Genomic DNA, 18,819 nt, shown 5'->3' with positions numbered 1-18,819 from the left:
AGATTTATTTTTTAAAAAAATAGGTCAAGCGGTTGACATATAAAATAAAACAAATTAATATATATTATATCAACCGGTTGACATATACATACAAAACCAGTTGGGGAATAGTGTGAAAGCGGTTAACACAATAGAGCACCTTAAGTATTCTAGTTTAGGGGGGATATTCTTTTATGGGATTGCCAATTACAAAAGATAAAGAGAATAAAAGAGAGAAAATCTCGGATTCTCTAAAGTTAGTAAAAGTCCAGAATAAAAAGAGGGAGAGCTTTTTACATTATTTCAAACGTAACTATACCCTTTATTTGTTTTTAGTTCCTGCTATTTTACTAACGATAGTTTTTAAATATGTACCGATGTATGGGGCTATTATCGCATTTAAAGATTTTAGTCCAATGAAGGGAATTCTGGGGAGTGATTGGGTAGGCTTTGAGCATTTTAAGGACTTTTTGACATCCCCAAATTTTGCGGAGATTTTTATGAATACGCTTAAGTTAAGCGTTTACGGTTTGATTTTAGGTTTCCCAGTTCCAATTATTTTAGCTTTAAGTCTTAATCAGGTAAGAAGAGCAGCAATAAAGAAAAATATTCAACTAATCTTGTATGCCCCAAATTTTATTTCCGTCGTTGTTATTACTGGGATGTTGTTTATCTTTCTTTCACCTACAGGACCCATTAACGCATTATTATCAATATTTTTTAACGAACCAGTTTCTTTTATGACTGATCCGGAATATTTTCGATCGGTTTATATTGTATCTGGGATTTGGCAAGCAGCTGGTTGGTCTTCCATTATATATGTGGCCGCTCTCGCAAACGTTGATCCTCAACTGCATGATGCTGCTACCATTGATGGAGCAACACTTTTACAAAGGATTAGACATATTGATCTTCCAACATTAAAACCATTAATGGCTGTTTTATTTATTCTAGGAGCAGGTGGAATAATGGCAATTGGATTTGAAAAGGCTTACCTCATGCAAACAGCTATGAACATACCAACTTCTGAAATCTTGCCAACCTATGTATATAAAGTTGGATTGCAAGCAGGTGATTATGCCTATTCAACTGCAGTAGGATTGTTTAACTCCGTTATTAATGTAATCTTACTAGTTTTCGTCAACTTTGTTGTGAAAAAATTAAATGAAGGTGAAGGTTTATATTAACAGGGGGTGAATAGCAGATGAAAAATCATACTAAAGGAGATCGATTCCTTCTTTTTAGTAACAAAATTGTTTTAATACTACTCGTTTTAGTAGTTTTATTACCGTTACTTTATATTCTTTTAGCCTCTTTCCTGGATCCAAATGTATTACTTAGTAGGGGATTTTCATTAAATCCAAATGATTGGAGCCTGGAAGGGTATAAAAGGATTTTTCAAGATGACTTAATGATAAAAGGATTTATTAATTCCATCGTTTATTCAGTAGGATTTACGCTTGTTACAATTCTAGTAACGATATTTGCAGCATACCCGTTATCGCTTGATGGTTTTAGAGGGAAAAATGTAATCATGGTATTTTTCCTAATTACAATGTTCTTTAGCGGTGGGTTAATTCCGACCTACTTAGTAGTAAAGGATTTAGGAATGTTAAATACGATATGGGCCATTATCCTTCCGGGTGCGATTAGTGTTTGGAATATTATTTTAGCTAGAACATTTTTTAAGAGCTTACCAAAAGAGCTTTTTGAAGCAGCTAAAATTGATGGTGCTTCAGAGTTGAAAATCTTTTTAAAAATAGTGTTGCCATTGTCCAAGCCTATCATATTTGTCTTAGCTTTATATGCCTTTGTTGGTCAGTGGAATTCCTATTTTGATGCAATGATCTATTTAGAGGACCAAGAACTACATCCATTACAACTAGTTTTACGTTCTATCCTTATTCAAAACCAAGTTCAACCAGGCATGATTAGTGACCAACTTGCAATGGCAGAATTAAGTAAACTTGCAGAAAAAATCAAATATGCATCAATCGTTGTTTCAAGCTTACCATTGCTAATTATGTATCCATTCTTCCAGAAGTATTTTGAAAAAGGTGTAATGGTAGGGTCATTAAAATAAAAAAGATAAATGGAGGGGTTATTTATGAAAAAGTTTTACAAGCTATTGGTAGTTTTCCTGGCTTTTAGTGTAGTGCTTTCAGGATGTGTCGGCGGGAAAAGTAGTAAAAGTTCTTCGTCAGAGGATCTGGGGTTAAAGGACATTAATTTCCCACTCGAAGAGAAAGTTACACTTCACTTTATGACCCAAAGTTCTGCTTTGGCACCTACTGATCCAAATGAGAAATTAATCTATCAGAGATTGGAAGAAGAAACTGGAGTTCAAATTGATTGGAAAAATTACACAAAGGACCAATTTATCGAAAAAAGAAACTTGGCACTAGCAAGTGGTGAATTACCAGATGCTATCATGGATGCGGCGTTTAGTGATTACGATCTATTAAAATATGCAAAAGATGGAACAATTGTACCTGTTGAGGATCTTATTGAACAATATATGCCTAACTTACAAAAGGTTCTTGAAGAAGCACCAGAATACAGATCAATGATCACAGCGCCAGACGGTCATATTTATAGTTTTCCATGGATTGAAGAATTAGGTAGTGGAAAAGAGCGTATACAAGTGGTTGATGATCTTCCTTGGATTAACGTTGAGTGGTTAAATAACTTAGGTTTGGAAATGCCAAAAACAACTGAGGAATTAAAAGAAGTATTAATTGCTTTCAAGACGCAGGATCCAAACGGTAATGGTGAAGCCGATGAGATTCCACTTTCATTTATTATTAACCATGGTGGAGAGGATCCAGCTTTCTTATTTGCTTCATTTGGTTTAGGCGACAACTGGGATCATACAGTTGTAACAGATGATGGAGAAGTTGTGTTTACAGCTGCACAAGAAGGATACAAAGAAGGAATGAAATTCTTTAATGAATTACACGAATTAGGATTGATCGATGTTGAAGCATTTGAACACGATTGGAACAAATATGTTGCAAAGGGTAAGGACCACAAATATGGACTATATTTCACTTGGGACAAAGGAAATATAACGGGGATGAATGATTCATACGATGTAATGCCTCCGCTAGCAGGACCTTCTGGAGAGGTTAATGTAGCGCAAACAAATGGCTTTGGACTTGATCGTGGACGAATGGTAATAACAAGTTCAAATAAAAACTTAGAATTAACAGCAAAGTGGATTGATAAATTATATGAACCACTACAATCAGTTCAAAATAACTGGGGTACTTATGGTGATTCAGAACAGCAAAATATCTTTGAATTTGATGAAGCTGCAGGTATGTTGAAACACTTACCATTAGAAGGAACTGCTCCAGTCGAACTAAGAGAAAAAACTAGTGTAGCTGGTCCATTAGCAATCCTTGATGAGTATTACGGTAAATATACAACAAAACCAGATGATGCTGCATGGAGACTAGATTTATTGAAGGACGTAATTGTGCCACATATAAAAAGTGAGAATTTTTATCCGCCAGTATTCTTCTCATTGGAAGAGGCTGATGAAAAATCAAAGATTGAGACTGATTTATTTGCATATGTAAACAGAAAACGTGCTGAATGGATGACGAATGGAAACATTGATGCAGAGTGGGATGAATATTTAGCAGAACTTGAAAGACTTGGATTAAGTACATGGTTGCAAATTAAACAGGATGGATATGACAGAACTGTTAATTAATAGGAGGTAAGGGATTGAAGACTACTAAACTTGAAAAATATAGACCAGCATTGCACTTTTCTCCTAAGAGAAATTGGATGAATGATCCGAATGGTTTAGTATATTTCAAAGGTGAATACCATTTATTTTTTCAACATAATCCGAATGATAGTATTTGGGGCCCCATGCACTGGGGCCACGCAGTTAGTAAGGATCTAATTAAGTGGGAGGAATTAGAGATAGCCCTTTCTCCAGACGAGCATGGAACTATTTTTTCGGGAAGTGCTATCGTTGATTGGAACAACACCTCTGGTTTCTTCCCAAATGAACCTGGGTTGGTAGCTATTTTTACTCACCACTTGGAGGATGAAACACATAATCCTCCAGAACAATCACAAAGCTTAGCATATAGCTATGACAAAGGGAGAACTTGGATCAAGTATGATGGGAACCCAGTATTAACTCACCCAACGAAGGTTGATTTTAGAGATCCAAAAGTATTTTGGCATGAGGAAAGTAGTAAATGGGTCATGGTACTAGCAACAGAACAAACCATATCAATATATTCATCTCCTAATCTTACAGATTGGCAGTTTGAAAGTGAATTTGGTGAAGGTATCGGATCCCACGATGGGGTATGGGAATGTCCAGACTTATTTGAATTAACGGTAGAACATTCAAATCGTAAGAAATGGGTACTCATCGTCAGTATTGGAGACAATCCTAGATTTGATTCTGGTTCACGTACCCAATACTTTGTGGGGTCTTTTGATGGGAAAAATTTTGTAGCAGAACATGATGATGTAAAATGGCTGGACTATGGAAAAGACAATTATGCAGGTGTTAGTTTTTCAAATGTTCCAAAAGAAGATGGGAGAAGAATTTATCTTGGGTGGATGAGTAACTGGCGGTATGCAAATCAAGTTCCAACTGATGGATGGAGAAGTCAGATGACACTGCCCAGAGAACTAAAGCTACGAGAAACACATGGGAATTTTGAAATAGTACAAAAAGTTGTAAGTGAATTAGACAAGTACTTTACTAATAAAACAGAAATAAAGGGTGTCACCATAGGCACTAATGGTACAGACAACTTTGAGGTTGATGCAGAATATGCAGAGATTGAACTAATATTTGAAAACAATAATGCTATCCAGTATGGGATAACAATACATCACACGGAAGCACAATATACAACGATTTGCATCAATTCAATAGATAATGCTTTAACTTTAGAACGTAAACATTCTGGGAAAGTAGACTTTTCCGATAATTTCTTCAGGCCTCAAATGTTAAAACTAAATGAATCAAAAAGAATACAGCTCCGAGTTATTATTGATTCTTCTTCGGTTGAATTATTTATTAACGAAGGAGCGAAGGCATTAACGAGTTTAGTCTACCCTGATAAAGCATGTGAAGGAATTTCACTCTTCGCATCTGAGGGTAAGGTAAAAGTAGTTCATGGAAAAATTTCAATTCCTTCAATAATTTAAGAAGTGTATCTTAACAGCCAGAGGAAGTATGTAGTTAACTACCCTCTGGCTACTTTTTTATAAAAAACTGTAATTAGTTAAATCGAGAATAATAAAGGTAAGTAGGTGTCTGGTGATGAAAGATGTATCCGCGTTAGGAGAAATACTAATTGATTTTACTCCCAATGGTTTAAACAAACAGGGAAATCCAGTTTTTGAAGCCAATCCGGGGGGGGCTCCGGGAAATGTTTTAGTTTCTTTGGCATGTTTAGGAATGGAAACAGAATTTATTGGCAGTGTTGGCAATGACAGTTTCGGTCACTTTTTAGTGTCCACCTTGCAATCAAAGGGTGTACATACAAATGGAATAGTTTTTTCAAATATCAATACAACACTTGCATTTGTTCATATTAATGAAAAAGGAGATCGATCATTTTCTTTTTATAGACGACCAGGAGCAGATATGATGCTCGCGAAGGAGGAAATAGATCTTCGTCTGATCTCTGAATCTCGTATTTTTCATGTGGGCTCAATATCTATGACGAATGACCCTTCAAGAGAGGCTACATTAACAGCATTAAATTATGCAAAACAACATAATGTGGTTATTTCTTTAGATGTTAATTTACGGCTACCTCTATGGGATAGTCTAGACCTTGCAAAACAGGAAATAGAATTAATTATGAATTATGCAGATATAGTCAAGGTTTCAGAGGAGGAATTGGAATTTTTAACAGGTACAAAAGACATTGCTATTGGGGCTAAACAAATTTATGAACAATATCACCTTTCTCTTCTTTTTGTTACATTAGGAGACCAAGGAAGTTATGCATATAACAAAAATGGGTTAGTGTTTGTACCAGGTTTTTCTGTGAAGGCAGTTGATACAACAGGGTGTGGTGACGCATTTTTTGCGGGGGTCTTATTTCAACTATTAAATAATGATTTATTAGAAGAGGAAGTAAAGCAAGAAAAGATAGAGCAAATTTTACGTTTTGGAAATGCAATGGGAGCCTATGTTGCACAGAGAAAAGGGGCTATTCCGTCCATGCCAACAAGGGATGAAATAAAGGAATTTATAGCTAGCAAAGTCTAATTGTTGATTTCAGCAATTTATTAATCAAAATTAGTTGAAGGTTGATGGTCTTTCAAAACTTTTTAAAAGGAAGGTAGTAACAGGCAACAATGAAAAAACTACTCGCAGTTTTCGGAACTATTTTGTTATTAATAGTAATTTATTTAATATATCAAAATCGAGAGGTTGGAAAGAATTTGGATGCATTGAGACCTGATAATATGAAAGCTGCCACTTCTGATTATTATACAGAACTATATCGTCCACAGTACCATTTTTCAACTCCAACAGGGAATTTAGCCGATCCTAACGGATTAATATATTTTGAAGGAGAGTACCATCTATTCCATCAAAAAAATGGTAACTGGGCTCATGCGGTAAGTAAAGATTTGCTTCATTGGGAGCACTTACCTGTCGCATTAGAGCATGATACCCTTGGACAAGCTTTATCCGGGAGTGCTGTTGTTGATTGGAAAGATTCAACTGGTTTCTTTGGTGGTAAAGCTGGTTTAGTAGCAATTTATACAAATACAGAGGGTGGAGAAGCACAAAGTATTGCCTATAGCCAAGATAACGGAAGAACGTGGGAGCGATATGAAGGGAATCCTGTCATATCAAACCCCGGTATTAAGGATTTTCGTGACCCTAAAGTGTTTTGGCATGAGGAAACAAAGAAATGGGTAATGGTAGTATCAACAAATCAAAGTGTATCATTCTTTAATTCTGATAATCTTATTGATTGGAAATTTCAAAGCCAATTTGGTGAGAATGAGGGATTACACGCAGCTGTTTGGGAATGTCCAGATTTATTCCAATTACCTGTTGATGGTGATAAAAACAATAAGAAATGGGTGCTTCAAGTAAGTATTGGCGATAATGATGAAACAAACGGTTCTACAGCTCAATATTTTATTGGGGAATTTGATGGGACCCAATTTGTAAATGATAATCCTCCTGAAACAGTTTTAACAACAGACTTTGGTCAAGACTTTTATGCGGCCCAATCATTTTCCGATATCCCTAAAGATGATGGTCGTAAATTGTGGTTAGGATGGATGTCAAACTGGAGGTATCCATACCAGTCACCTACAAATCCTTGGATGGGCTCTATGTCTATTCCGCGTCAACTATCCCTAAAGACTGTTGAAGGGGGCAGTATTAAGCTCTTTCAACAACCAATAAATGAAATTGAAAGTTTAAGGGTTGATCACACCACTGTGGAGTCCATTGAAGTTGAGGGAGAGCATCTATTAAATGAATTTTCCGGTACGTCTTTTGAATTTGAAGCAATAATTGAATGGGAGGATGTCGAGGAATTTGGAATTCGTCTTCGTCAATCAAAAGAGGAGGAGACGGTATTTGGCTATAATACTCTAGATGGACAACTTTTTTTAGATAGGTCGCGCTCAGGATTAGAAATATTGCTTGACCGCAATGGTGAGTTCTTCCAATTTGGTACAAGATATAATACAAATTATTCTTCTAAAAATAATCAACTAAAAATAAGAGGTTTTGTTGATGAATCATCCATTGAAGTATTTGTTAATGATGGAGAATATACTTTCACGAATCTGATTTACTCAAAGCCAACTAGCGATAAAATTGAACTTTATTCTAAAGGCGGGAAAATAAATGTTACTTCACTAGATTTCTATCATTTGTATTCAACATGGCGAGAACGTCCAAAGGAACATGAGGTTGAGCGCATTGTCTTAAGTGAAGAATATGTAACATTGAAAGTAGGAGAAAGTAAAACGATTCAAGCAAAATTAAAGCCCGATTGGGTTAAGAGGGATGCTAAATTAATCTGGACGTCTAAAAATCAAGATAGTCTTGAAAGTACACAATTAAATGACTCCAGTATCATGATAAAAGCAATTAAAACAGGTGTTAGTAGTATAGAAGTAAAAGACAAAGTAAGTGGGATAACAAAGGTAATAAGGATAAGAGTACTCGAAAAATAAGATGTTGAAAAACTATTGAAGAGAGGGTAGGAGATGAAGCCTAATTTGAGAAGATTTTTTAATGTAATTTTGTCAACTTTGCTCTTTATTACATCTTTGTCTTCCTTGTTCGTCTATCCGTTGACAGGATGGGCTACTGAAATAAATGAAACAGGGGAGGGTCCGACAATTAATAGCATAACTAAAGCCTCTACAAATATTAAAGAATGGCAAGTAAAAGGAAAAGGAACATTAGAAGATACAGAACAGGGACTTTTGCTTACTTCAGAACCTAAAGAAAATGTCATGGCAATATCAGAGGTTATGTCAGAGGACTTTATTTATGAGTCAGATATTAAAGTAATGGATAAGAATGCGGATGCTACTTTAGTGTTCCGTTCTAGTGAAGATGGATGGGATTCTTATATGCTGCAAATTGTTCCAAATGCTGGTATCATTCGACTTCGTGACGCTCGTGACGATAGTAGATTAAAAGAAGAATTCCACGTAACATTACGCGAAGGTCAAATCTATCATTTGAAGGTAAAGGTGGTAGAGGATAATATCAAGGTTTATTGGGAAAATAGATTCACTCCTGTTATTGATGTAAATATTGATTTGTATAGTAAAGGTTTTCTTGGACTTAACGTCTGGGACGGTTCCGCTTTGTTCCAAAATGTAAAAATTAGCGAACTAGCAACAAATCTTGGTATATCTCAATATAAAAAAGGAAAATGGGAGCCATCTATAAGTGGCCTAAAGGGAATCTTTGATAATAATATGGAAGCCAAGCTAATCTACAGTAAAGATGCAAATGATTTTGTTCTTGAAGGAAATATATCTTTCAATCAAAATCAATCGGAAGCAGCACTAGCATTTCGAACAAATGAACAGGGAACCACTGGTTATTTGGCTGCACTCATTAAAGAGGGAAATAAAGTTAGAGCTCAATTGAAAAAGGCTGACGGTACAGTTCTCAAAACATCTGACCGCACCTATAAAACCGGAGATGGTACTAAACACCATCTTGAAATTAAAACAAACGGAGAACAAATCGAACTTTATGTTGATGGCTTTTCAGATGCGGCTATTAAATTGACAGATGATGAAAACAAGTCTGGCTTTGTAGGATTTACCGTTACATCAGGATCTGCTAGTTTCCAGGACGTATATTTTGTTCCACTATCAAACTATTACAATGAAAAATATAGGCCCGATTATCATTATACTCCAGCTCGCGGCTCTGTAAGTGATCCAAATGGTCTAGTCTATTACGAAGGTGAGTATCATTTGTTCCATCAAGACGGAGGAACTTGGGCCCATGCTGTAAGTAAAGATTTAGTAAATTGGAAGCGGCTCCCTATTGCTTTACCGTGGAATGATTACGGGCATGTTTGGTCTGGTTCGGCTGTTGCAGACCTTAATAATGATTCTGGATTGTTCACTAATTCTGGAGGTAAAGGTCTTATTGCCTACTATACTTCCTTTAATCCAGATAGATACAACGGGAACCAACGTATAGGCCTTGCCTATAGTACGGATGAAGGACGTACTTGGAAATATTCAACGGATCGTCCGTTTGTGATAGAAAATCCGGGTAAAACTGGAGAAGATCCAGGTGGATGGGATTTCCGAGATCCTAAGGTAGTTCGAGATGAGGAAAATAACCGATGGGTAATGGTTGTATCGGGAGGAGACCATATTCGCTTCTTTACTTCTACTAACCTAATTAATTGGAAGCACACAGATAATTTTGGATATGGTGAGTATGTTCGTGGCGGTGTATGGGAGTGCCCTGACTTTTTTGAACTTCAGGTAGAAGGTACAGAAGAGAAAAAGTGGGTTTTAATGATCAGCACAGGTGCGAATCCGAAAACAGAAGGTTCAGATGCAGAGTATTTTGTAGGGCACTTAACTGCCGATGGTAAATTTGTGAATGAAAATCCAGTAGGTAAAGTATTAAAAACAGATTATGGTAAAGAGTTTTATGCATCAATGTCCTTCTCCAATATGCCTGATAACCGTCGTGTAATGCTGGCATGGATGACCAACTGGGATTATCCTTTCGCTTTTCCAACTTCTGGCTGGAAGGGTGAACTTACCATTCCTAGAGAAGTTAGGTTAATAAAGACAAATGATGGGATAAGACTGGCACAGGCTCCTATTAAAGAATTGCAGTCAATCAAAAGTACTATATTTCAGACACAGAACAAGGTAATAAACCCGAATAACTCTGCAAACTTGTTGAAGGGAATCTCTGAGGGTGCATTTGAAATAGAAGCAGAGGTTGAAATTCCCACCACAAGTACCATAACCGAATTTGGTTTTACAGTTCGTGAAGGTGCTAATCAAAAAACGGTTATTGGGTACAGAACGGGAGAAAAGAAACTATTTGTCGAACGTGCCGAATCAGGAGAAACTGATTTTTCAAGATTATTTTCCACTTTACAAGAAGCACCTTTAGCACCAGAAAATAAGCGAATCAAATTAAATATCTTTGTCGATGATTCCTCTGTTGAAGTCTTTGCGAATGACGGAAAGATTGTCTTTTCTGAAGTGATTTTCCCGGATCCCTCAAGTCGTAATATGAACTTCTACACAAAAGGTGGGGAAGTGAAGGTTGTTTCATTAAAAGTACACTCATTTGCAAACACTTGGAACCAAAACAGTGATAAGGAAACTCGGATTGTAATAGATTCAAATCAAAGAGAGTTGAATATTGGTGATTCGTTAACATTATTTGCTTCTGTGAAAAATGGAAACGGAAAGGGCACTCAGCCCATTATATGGAAGTCAAATAATTCAAATGTAGTGAAGATTGATTCCTCCCAGAATTCTAAAGTAGTATTAGTGGCTCAAGGTAAAGGTGAGGCGACAATATTAGCTTCAACACCGGATGGAAAGACCTCAGAAAGTGTAGTTGTAAGGGTGTATGATGGAGAATTCTACACTAATCTTACTGGTTGGAAATCGGACCTCACTGCTGCAAAATGGACTATTACCGAAAGTGGAATCCGAGGTACGCATACAAGTGATGCAAACTATATGGCACAGGAAACTGGCGGGAATTTTACGTATGAAGCAGATATGATGCTGGGCGAATCCGGAGGAGCGGGATCCGTTTTGTTCCGGGCAAGTGAAGATGGAAGAAGTGGCTATTACTTTAATCTTGACCCCAATATGAAGGCTTTTCGACTCTTTTACAAAATTGAAGGTTTATTTGAGGAGCGTATGGTTATTGAAAAGGTTCCTGCTTTTATTCAACCTGGCAAAGTGTATAAGGTAAAAATTGAAGCGAAGGGCCCCCACATCCAGATTTTCGTGGATGGTCAGAAAATCATAGATGTGCAGGATGGATCCTTTGCAGAAGGCCATTTTGGTGTGAATGTATTCGGTGGGGAAGCGTCATATCAGAATGTTCATGTAAGCAATTTATCCAAAGCAAACTTAACTTATACAAGCTTTACTAATAAAGCAACAGGTCAAGCAATTTATTCTGCAAAATCTGATAACGGTGAGCCAGTGACAATAGGCGATGCAGGTATTGCAACGATTTGGACCTTAGTTCCAACAGGTGATGAGCACGGTTCATATTCCATACGTAAAGAAGGAAGCAGAGCACTGGATTTGGATACAGGGCAAGATAGAATTCAGTTGTACAACTATCTTGGCTATAATAATCAGCGGTGGATTATTGCGAATAATGATAATGGAACCATTACAATCTCCTCTGTTCATAATGGCAAAGTTCTTGAGATTTCAGAAGAAGGAGTTTTAATACTTAATGATTCTAATCCTGGACTGGAGCGTCAGGAATGGATCCTTTCCTCTGAAATAAATTAATTTAAGAATAAATAAAAAGATATGTAATTGTACAGGGAATGATAGTAAGGTAAGGGAACTCTAAAAGAATAGGGTTCCCTATATTTTTGTTATGCAAGCATGATGGTTTTTTGAATTTTTAGCAATCCTTCAAAAACAAAAAGGAACACAGTTTAATAATAGAATAAAAACGAAAAGTTTTATCTACATTTCTTATTTCGAAATTTTGGTATTCTCTTATAAAAAAATTCATAATCAAAAGATTTAGAATCCTAGAGACTACATAATATACGTCTTCCAAGATAATGAAATTGTCAACCAAGACATTTATAGCTATTATAGTAAAAGTGTACTGTTAGGTTTCCTTGTTTCATTGGATGAAAGAGGAATATTCATTACTTAAGTAAATGGGAAAGAAGAATGGAAAATATTATTAGTGTTTAAAATTGACTAAACTTTGATAAAAGGTACTAAAGCATGGTATATGTTTTAAATAAGCAGGAACATTTATAAAAAGTTTTGAGACTACCTTGTATCCCATAAAGAGAGGTTTGAGTTTGACTATGATAGACAATTTTTGGCGTGATTTACCAAAGCCATTTTTTATACTTGCACCAATGGAAGATGTGACAGATGTTGTTTTCCGTCATGTCGTGAGTAAAGCGGGGAGACCTGATGTGTTTTTTACGGAGTTTACAAATACGGACAGTTATTGTCACCCAGAGGGGCAGCAAAGTGTGCGCGGGCGTTTAACTTATACAGAAGATGAACAACCAATTGTGGCTCATATATGGGGTGATAAGCCTGAAAACTTTCAGAAAATGAGTATCGGTATGGCTGAACAAGGATATCGGGGTATCGATATCAATATGGGCTGTCCAGTAGATAATGTGGTAGATGACGGAAAGGGATGCGGTCTCATCCGTCGTCCGGAAGTTGCAGCTGAAATAATCCAAGCAGCAAAAGCGGGAGGACTGCCCGTCAGTGTAAAAACAAGGCTTGGTTACAAGGATGTAGATGAATGGCGTGAATGGCTAACACATATATTGAAGCAAGACATTGTGAATTTATCGATTCATTTGCGGACAAGAGAGGAAATGAGCAAAGTTGATGCTCATTGGGAGTTGATTCCGGAAATCAAGAAACTTCGTGACGAGGTTGCACCAGATACACTTTTGACGATTAATGGGGATATTCCTGACCGTCAAACTGGCTTGCAACTCGCAAATCAATACGGTGTTGATGGGGTTATGATTGGGCGCGGTATTTTCAAAAACCCGTTTGCCTTTGAAAAGGAACCGAAAGAACATAGCAGTACGGAATTGCTTAATCTATTAAGATTGCATCTCGACCTTTTTGATGAGTATGCACATTTACAAACACGTTCTTTGGGACAACTTCGTCGCTTTTTTAAGATTTATGTCAAGGGGTTTCGAGGGGCTAGTGAGTTGCGAAATCAATTGATGAGCGCAAAGTCAACAGATGAAGTGCGTGAATTGCTTGATAGCTATGTGTTAGAGAATGAATAATCCTATATAAGAAACACTACTGCATCACACTAAATGTGATTACTATCATCCAATGTGAAGTGTTTTCCACTAGTTTTAAACGTTTGAAAAAACGGGTCAACAGTAACGGGTTCTGTTTTGAATTACAAAATTTAAATTAACCCGTCTCGCAAACTAAATAACATACAAAAAACACCGCAAAAAATTTTAGCGGTGTTTTTCTTCTTATTCAACGATAGTGCGACCTTTCACAAGCTTACCAGTGTACTTGAAATTTATTGCCATTTAAATCAAAAAAGTGGAAATAGGAATGTCCGTTATCTTCTTTAATATCCTCAACCTGAACACCATTTTCAATAAGGTGTGTATGGAATTTAGTTAATTCTGGACTAGTAAAACCAATGCTAAAGGCTGGAACAGTATCAATTGTAAAATGTGCAAATGTATCATCTTCAGTAGGAACTAAGATAAGTAAAAAGGGTCCCTCATTAACTTTTATAATGGCATATGGACCCTCAGTAATAGTTAATAATTGAAGCCCTAATATGTCTCTATACCATTGTGCAGACTGCTCTAAATCTTTTACCGGAATTCTAATATAATGTACTTGTTCAATAAATGATTTACTCATGAACTAGCTCTCCTTTATTTAGTATGTCTATCGAGTAATTCCCTATTTATGTCCCTTTTTCCTACCAATTTATTAAAATAGCCATCTTCGTTTGTTTAAGTCAATTCTTCATAATGTCTAGATACAGGATTTTTTATGTGTAAAAAATTGATTTTATTTGTCTAGTTATCGCAAAATTTCCTTTTAATTACCATATCATCTATGATATGGTAATTGTAGAATGCGAATTTTGTAGATATATGATTCTATTTGTAGAAAAATATCAATCTAGCAATGGGGGATATAAGGTGCGTAGACGTAGGAGGTTAAACAAAAGAGGGAAGATTGCAGTTTCTGTTCTCTTAACCATCATCATTGTGCTATTATCTGGACTTATTGGTGACGAACAAAAGAAAACAGCGAAGGGACATGACCTTACTATTGCAAATACAACGGAAATGATACCGTTTTCTGTAGAGCCGGTTGTAGCTTTTGCTGATTCAACGTTAAGTAAATCTATTGTTGAAAGCGAAAATGAAAAAAGAGAAGTTGCTAGAAAAAAAGAGATTGCTATGCAAAATAAGATAGATAAGCAGGAAAATGCGATTTACCTTACATTTGATGATGGCCCATCGAATGTTTCAGACGACTTATTGGATATCTTACATGATTATCAGATGGAAGCAACATTTTTTATGATTGGTCCAAAAATAAAAGAACATCCAAAAGTCGTGAAACGTATGCAAGAGGAGGGCCTAGGACTTGCACTGCATGGTATAACACATGATGTACATAAGATTTATAGTAACGAAGCTGCCCCAACAGAAGAAATGGTAAAAAATCAAGAGATACTCGAAGAAGTAACAGGTGTGCGTTCTGAAGTTATCCGCCTACCCTATGGAAGTATTCCTTATTTAACAGAAAATATGCGCTATGTACTAAACCAACATAATTTTAAGGTTTGGGATTGGAATGTAGATAGTCTTGATTGGGAACTAAATGATGAACGTTATGTTCAACATACAATCCAAGCCTTACAAAAAATGAAACAATCAGGTGTAACCCCAGTAGTCCTTCTTCATGATACACGTGAGACAGTAAAACATTTACCCAAACTACTAAGCTATATTAAGGAACAGGGTTATACAACAAAAGTATTGACTAATGATATGTCACCATTGACATTTTCATGTAAAGGGCGGTGCCATTCAGTAAACTAAAGTAGTAGGGGGTAACTTAGGTTGAAGAAGAAACGAATACTAATTGCGTTGGCGATTATTATGAGTTTTATTTTGATTCTTAAAGGATGCCAGTTCGATAAAAAACAGGCTTCCAAAATCTATAAAATAATGGCGAAATCAGCAGAGTTTGAAAAAAAATTTGCAGCTACTCAACTAGAACTATATGAAACTAGAAAAAATGCGCAGGCACTATATAATGAATTGATAAATCTTACTATAAATGATAAAGATATTATTAATCAGAAGGTTGAAGAAGGCTTCACTTTCATAAAAGAACAACAACAGCTAGTAAAGGAAGCAGAGGAAAACTTCACTAAAGCTTATCATACGTTGTCAAAGATAAAGAAAAATATTAATAAGATACAAGATGAGGATCAAAAGAACCAAGCAACAAATCTAGTGACGATTATGGACGAACGGAAGAAACGGATAGACTCCTTTTTTGAAGACTACAATGAAAGTTTAGAATTACAGAATACATTTTATCAACAATTTGAGGATGATAAAATTAGAATAGATAGCCTTACTCAACAGATAAATGATATAAATATACGTACCCAAGACATGGGTGAAGCTATAAAAGAATTTAATCGATATTCTGAACAATATTTTGAAGTAGAAAAAGAGTTTATGAAATGAATGAGTTAAAAGAGAAAAGAACGAGATGTTTATGAACATATCTCCCAGAAAAACCAATATAAATCTTACACATCGCCAATCTGGCGGTGTTTTTTCATTGAAAAAGGAGGTATGTCTTATTAAGTAAGTTCACAAACCTATTTGAAATAATCTTATTACTTTCTTAGCAGTAGTATTTAGTCTGAAGAAATGTTCAACCTTCAAATACTTGAATAGCTGATTTTCACAAAAATAAATAAAACATCCGAATTAATTACTTGTAATAATCAAGTGATAATGTTATAAAATAATTATATTTTAAACCTATTTATGGAAATTCAGTATTTTATTACTTGTAATTAACAACTAATAAGGGGGCTATTCTGTGAGGAAATCATTTCAATCCATTACAAGGAATTTTGGTTTATTAAATAAAACCTGCTGTTCTGTTGATGGGGTTGATGTATCTGCCGTTCAAAGTCATATCCTTTACGAAATAGACGTAAATACTAATCCAACTATGCAACAAGTTGCAGATTTGCTTGGGATTGAAATTACAACATTTAGTAGGCAAATTCAAACTCTGATTAAAATGGAGCTTGTAAGTAAGGAACCTTCTACAGAAGACAAGCGAGTTAGTGTTTTGTCGTTAACAGAAAAAGGGAAAAAGGTCGCTACAGGTATTGATCAGCAGGTGAATAGTTTCTTGAATCAGATTTTTAGTGAGATGACTGAATTTGAACGTGAGACAACGCAACGTGCAGTAAACTTTCTTGCTGAGGTGATGACAAAATCATCATTATGTTGCGGAAGTAGTAATGAAAAACGGAACTGTTAGGAGAGATATAGTGAAATGAGTAATCTCAAAATTCGAATCGCATGTATTAATGATGTTGAAGGTATTCTCTCCATTTATAATGAGGGAATTGTAGATCGAATCGCGACTTTGGAAACCTCAATAAAAGATAAGGCTTTTATGCTTGAATGGTTTCAGCGTCATACGGATCGTTATAAGGTCTTAATTGCCGAAATAGAGGGAGAGATTGTAGGTTGGGCAAGTTTAAATCAGTATAATAGTCGGTCGGCATATGATGGGGTTGCTGATTTATCTGTTTATGTTAAAAGGGAGTATCGTGGCAGAGGTGTAGGAGGAAATTTACTTTCTTCAATTGAGGAGCTTGCTAAGGAAAACTCATTCCATAAAATTGTCTTATTCACCTTTCCGTTCAATGAGCTAGGTCAAGGGTTATATAAAAAAAGAGGATTTCGGGAAGTGGGCGTATTTAAAAAACAAGGAAAAATAGATGATCAATATATTGATGTCATGGCCATGGAGAAATTGTTCGTTTAGGAGGAAAAAGAAAATGGAAATGTCTAAACAACGTAATCTTCCAGTTGCGATAATTGGTGGTGGACCTGTTGGGCTTGCAGCAGCTGCTCATCTTGTTCAAAAAGGTGAAAGTTTTATTTTGTTTGAAGCAGGAAAGTCTGTTGGTTCGAATATTTTAGAATGGGGACATGTGAAAATGTTTTCTCCATGGCAATATAATATAGATAAAGCTTCAAGGGAGTTACTCGAGAAGTCTGGTTGGTTGTCCCCGAATGATACTACCTTGCCAACAGGTCAAGAGTTAGTAGAAGATTACCTTTACCCTTTAAGCCGACTCAATGAATTGAAAGCGCATATTAAATTAAATGCAAATGTAGTGGGTATCGCGAGAAAAGGTTTAGATAAGTTGAAGGGCTTAAAGAGAGACGAAGTCCCGTTTGAGGTATATGTTGATATTGATGGAGATACTAAAATCTTCGATGCTAAAGCTATAATTGATTCATCTGGAACTTGGAAAAACCCAAACCCATCGCTTTCTAATGGTATCTGGACAAATGCAGAACGCTCCTTGAAGAATCAGATATATTATGGAATACCCGAAGTGAAAAATATAAGAGAACGTTATAAAAACAAAAACGTAATGGTAATCGGAAGTGGTCATTCCGCAATTAACGCACTTCTTGAGCTAGCTAAGTTAAAAGAACAATATCCAAATACTGTAATATATTGGGCGATGAGGAAACAAAATGTGAAAGAAGCATATGGTGGTCAAGAGAATGATAGTCTTGAAGCGCGTGGTGAGCTTGGCATCCGAATTCAAAAATTGGTTGATTCAGAGCAGATAAAAGTCATACCCTCATTTTATATAAATAACCTTCAAAAGGAAAATGGGAAAATCACTGTAAAAGGCTATCAACGAACTAAGGAAACTTTAATCCATGATATTGATGAACTTGTTGTAAGTACTGGATTTAGACCCGATGTCTCATTTTTAAATGAAATAAGGGTAAATCTTGACCCGGCCGTTGAAAGTGTGGAAGCTCTAGCTCCACTTATTGATCCTAATCTTCACAGCTGTGGAACAGTTAGACCACATGGTGAAAAGGAACTGAGGCAACCTGAAAAGAACTTTTACATCGTAGGGATGAAAAGCTATGGCCGTGCTCCAACATTCTTGCTTGCAACGGGATATGAACAAGTTCGATCAATTGTTGCATATCTAACAGGAGACTTGAAAGGAGCCGAAGAGGTACATTTAGAGTTGCCTGAAACAGGTGTATGTAGAACAAATATTGTTTCTGATTGTTGTTCAACCGAAACTACGATTATCCAACTTGAATCTGAATCCTGTTGTACACCTAAAATTACGCCGTTTAATATAGAGATAATAAAAAAGGACTCTACTTGTTGTAGCTGAAATTTATTGACCGGTCTGTGCATTAGATTGGTCTTTTAACATAAACAGAAATTTATTAGTAAACAAAACAGATGGGTTGCAACTATACGATGGTTTGCAACCCA

At 36.0% G+C, this 18,819-nt stretch carries 14 protein-coding genes; 13 read left to right on the top strand and 1 reads right to left on the bottom strand.

Annotated elements, in window-relative coordinates; translation table 11 throughout:
- The first annotated feature begins 173 nt into the window (after positions 1–173).
- The 8 genes from BTHG_RS16000 (at position 174) to BTHG_RS15965 (ending at position 13,520) form a co-directional block, all read left to right on the top strand.
- Positions 174–1,166 (top strand): ABC transporter permease, encoded by a 993-nt coding sequence (locus BTHG_RS16000; protein WP_010677745.1) that lies wholly within the window; start codon positions 174–176, stop codon positions 1,164–1,166.
- 17 nt (positions 1,167–1,183) lie between these two features.
- Entirely contained in the window at positions 1,184–2,062 is an 879-nt protein-coding gene (locus BTHG_RS15995; RefSeq protein ID WP_010677744.1) for a carbohydrate ABC transporter permease, read from the top strand.
- A 24-nt stretch (positions 2,063–2,086) separates the two neighbouring features.
- On the top strand, positions 2,087–3,700 hold the full coding sequence (locus BTHG_RS15990; RefSeq protein WP_010677743.1) for an ABC transporter substrate-binding protein: 1,614 nt from the start codon (positions 2,087–2,089) through the stop codon (positions 3,698–3,700).
- Positions 3,701–3,714: 14 nt separating this feature from the next.
- A complete protein-coding gene (locus BTHG_RS15985) occupies positions 3,715–5,172 on the top strand; it encodes a glycoside hydrolase family 32 protein (protein ID WP_010677742.1) in 1,458 nt (485 codons plus the stop codon).
- A gap of 115 nt (positions 5,173–5,287) precedes the next feature.
- Entirely contained in the window at positions 5,288–6,247 is a 960-nt protein-coding gene (locus BTHG_RS15980; protein WP_010677741.1) for a carbohydrate kinase family protein, read from the top strand.
- Positions 6,248–6,336: 89 nt separating this feature from the next.
- Positions 6,337–8,190 (top strand): glycoside hydrolase family 32 protein, encoded by a 1,854-nt coding sequence (locus BTHG_RS15975; RefSeq protein WP_010677740.1) that lies wholly within the window; start codon positions 6,337–6,339, stop codon positions 8,188–8,190.
- Positions 8,191–8,223: 33 nt separating this feature from the next.
- Complete coding sequence (locus BTHG_RS15970) at positions 8,224–12,012, top strand: GH32 C-terminal domain-containing protein (RefSeq protein WP_083849156.1); 3,789 nt, start codon at positions 8,224–8,226, stop codon at positions 12,010–12,012.
- 542 nt (positions 12,013–12,554) lie between these two features.
- Complete coding sequence (locus BTHG_RS15965) at positions 12,555–13,520, top strand: tRNA dihydrouridine synthase (protein ID WP_010677738.1); 966 nt, start codon at positions 12,555–12,557, stop codon at positions 13,518–13,520.
- Positions 13,521–13,755: 235 nt separating this feature from the next.
- On the opposite strand, the gene BTHG_RS15960 is transcribed toward BTHG_RS15965, so the two are convergent.
- Entirely contained in the window at positions 13,756–14,130 is a 375-nt protein-coding gene (locus BTHG_RS15960) for a VOC family protein (RefSeq protein WP_010677737.1), read from the bottom strand.
- 287 nt (positions 14,131–14,417) lie between these two features.
- Here BTHG_RS15960 and BTHG_RS15955 point away from each other — a divergent pair, with 287 nt between their 5' ends.
- From BTHG_RS15955 to BTHG_RS15935, 5 genes are all read left to right on the top strand, one after another.
- Positions 14,418–15,329 carry a polysaccharide deacetylase family protein gene (locus BTHG_RS15955; protein WP_010677736.1) on the top strand — a complete coding sequence of 304 codons (912 nt, stop codon included), beginning with the start codon at positions 14,418–14,420 and terminating at the stop codon, positions 15,327–15,329.
- A 21-nt stretch (positions 15,330–15,350) separates the two neighbouring features.
- Positions 15,351–15,989: a YkyA family protein gene (locus tag BTHG_RS15950; RefSeq protein WP_010677735.1), complete on the top strand. Its 639-nt coding sequence runs from the start codon at positions 15,351–15,353 to the stop codon at positions 15,987–15,989.
- Positions 15,990–16,353: 364 nt separating this feature from the next.
- Positions 16,354–16,806: a MarR family winged helix-turn-helix transcriptional regulator gene (locus BTHG_RS15945; RefSeq protein WP_010677734.1), complete on the top strand. Its 453-nt coding sequence runs from the start codon at positions 16,354–16,356 to the stop codon at positions 16,804–16,806.
- A gap of 15 nt (positions 16,807–16,821) precedes the next feature.
- Entirely contained in the window at positions 16,822–17,319 is a 498-nt protein-coding gene (locus BTHG_RS15940; protein ID WP_010677733.1) for an arsinothricin resistance N-acetyltransferase ArsN1 family A, read from the top strand.
- 13 nt (positions 17,320–17,332) lie between these two features.
- On the top strand, positions 17,333–18,715 hold the full coding sequence (locus BTHG_RS15935; protein WP_010677732.1) for an NAD(P)-binding domain-containing protein: 1,383 nt from the start codon (positions 17,333–17,335) through the stop codon (positions 18,713–18,715).
- Positions 18,716–18,819: the final 104 nt, after the last annotated feature.

It is taken from the genome of Bacillus timonensis (assembly GCF_000285535.1).
Lineage (GTDB): Bacteria > Bacillota > Bacilli > Bacillales > Bacillaceae_L > Ferdinandcohnia > Ferdinandcohnia timonensis.
The sequence above is the reverse complement of the archived record's forward strand: the minus strand, read 5'-3'. Positions and strand labels throughout refer to the sequence as shown.

Coding starts and splice junctions, on each gene's coding strand:
- BTHG_RS15965 (WP_010677738.1), top strand. CDS start 12,555: ATGATAGACAATTTTTGGCGTGATTTACCAAAGCCATTTTTTATACTT.
- BTHG_RS15935 (WP_010677732.1), top strand. CDS start 17,333: ATGGAAATGTCTAAACAACGTAATCTTCCAGTTGCGATAATTGGTGGT.
- BTHG_RS15995 (WP_010677744.1), top strand. CDS start 1,184: ATGAAAAATCATACTAAAGGAGATCGATTCCTTCTTTTTAGTAACAAA.
- BTHG_RS15970 (WP_083849156.1), top strand. CDS start 8,224: ATGAAGCCTAATTTGAGAAGATTTTTTAATGTAATTTTGTCAACTTTG.
- BTHG_RS15960 (WP_010677737.1), bottom strand. CDS start 14,130: ATGAGTAAATCATTTATTGAACAAGTACATTATATTAGAATTCCGGTA.
- BTHG_RS16000 (WP_010677745.1), top strand. CDS start 174: ATGGGATTGCCAATTACAAAAGATAAAGAGAATAAAAGAGAGAAAATC.
- BTHG_RS15990 (WP_010677743.1), top strand. CDS start 2,087: ATGAAAAAGTTTTACAAGCTATTGGTAGTTTTCCTGGCTTTTAGTGTA.
- BTHG_RS15975 (WP_010677740.1), top strand. CDS start 6,337: ATGAAAAAACTACTCGCAGTTTTCGGAACTATTTTGTTATTAATAGTA.
- BTHG_RS15940 (WP_010677733.1), top strand. CDS start 16,822: ATGAGTAATCTCAAAATTCGAATCGCATGTATTAATGATGTTGAAGGT.
- BTHG_RS15980 (WP_010677741.1), top strand. CDS start 5,288: ATGAAAGATGTATCCGCGTTAGGAGAAATACTAATTGATTTTACTCCC.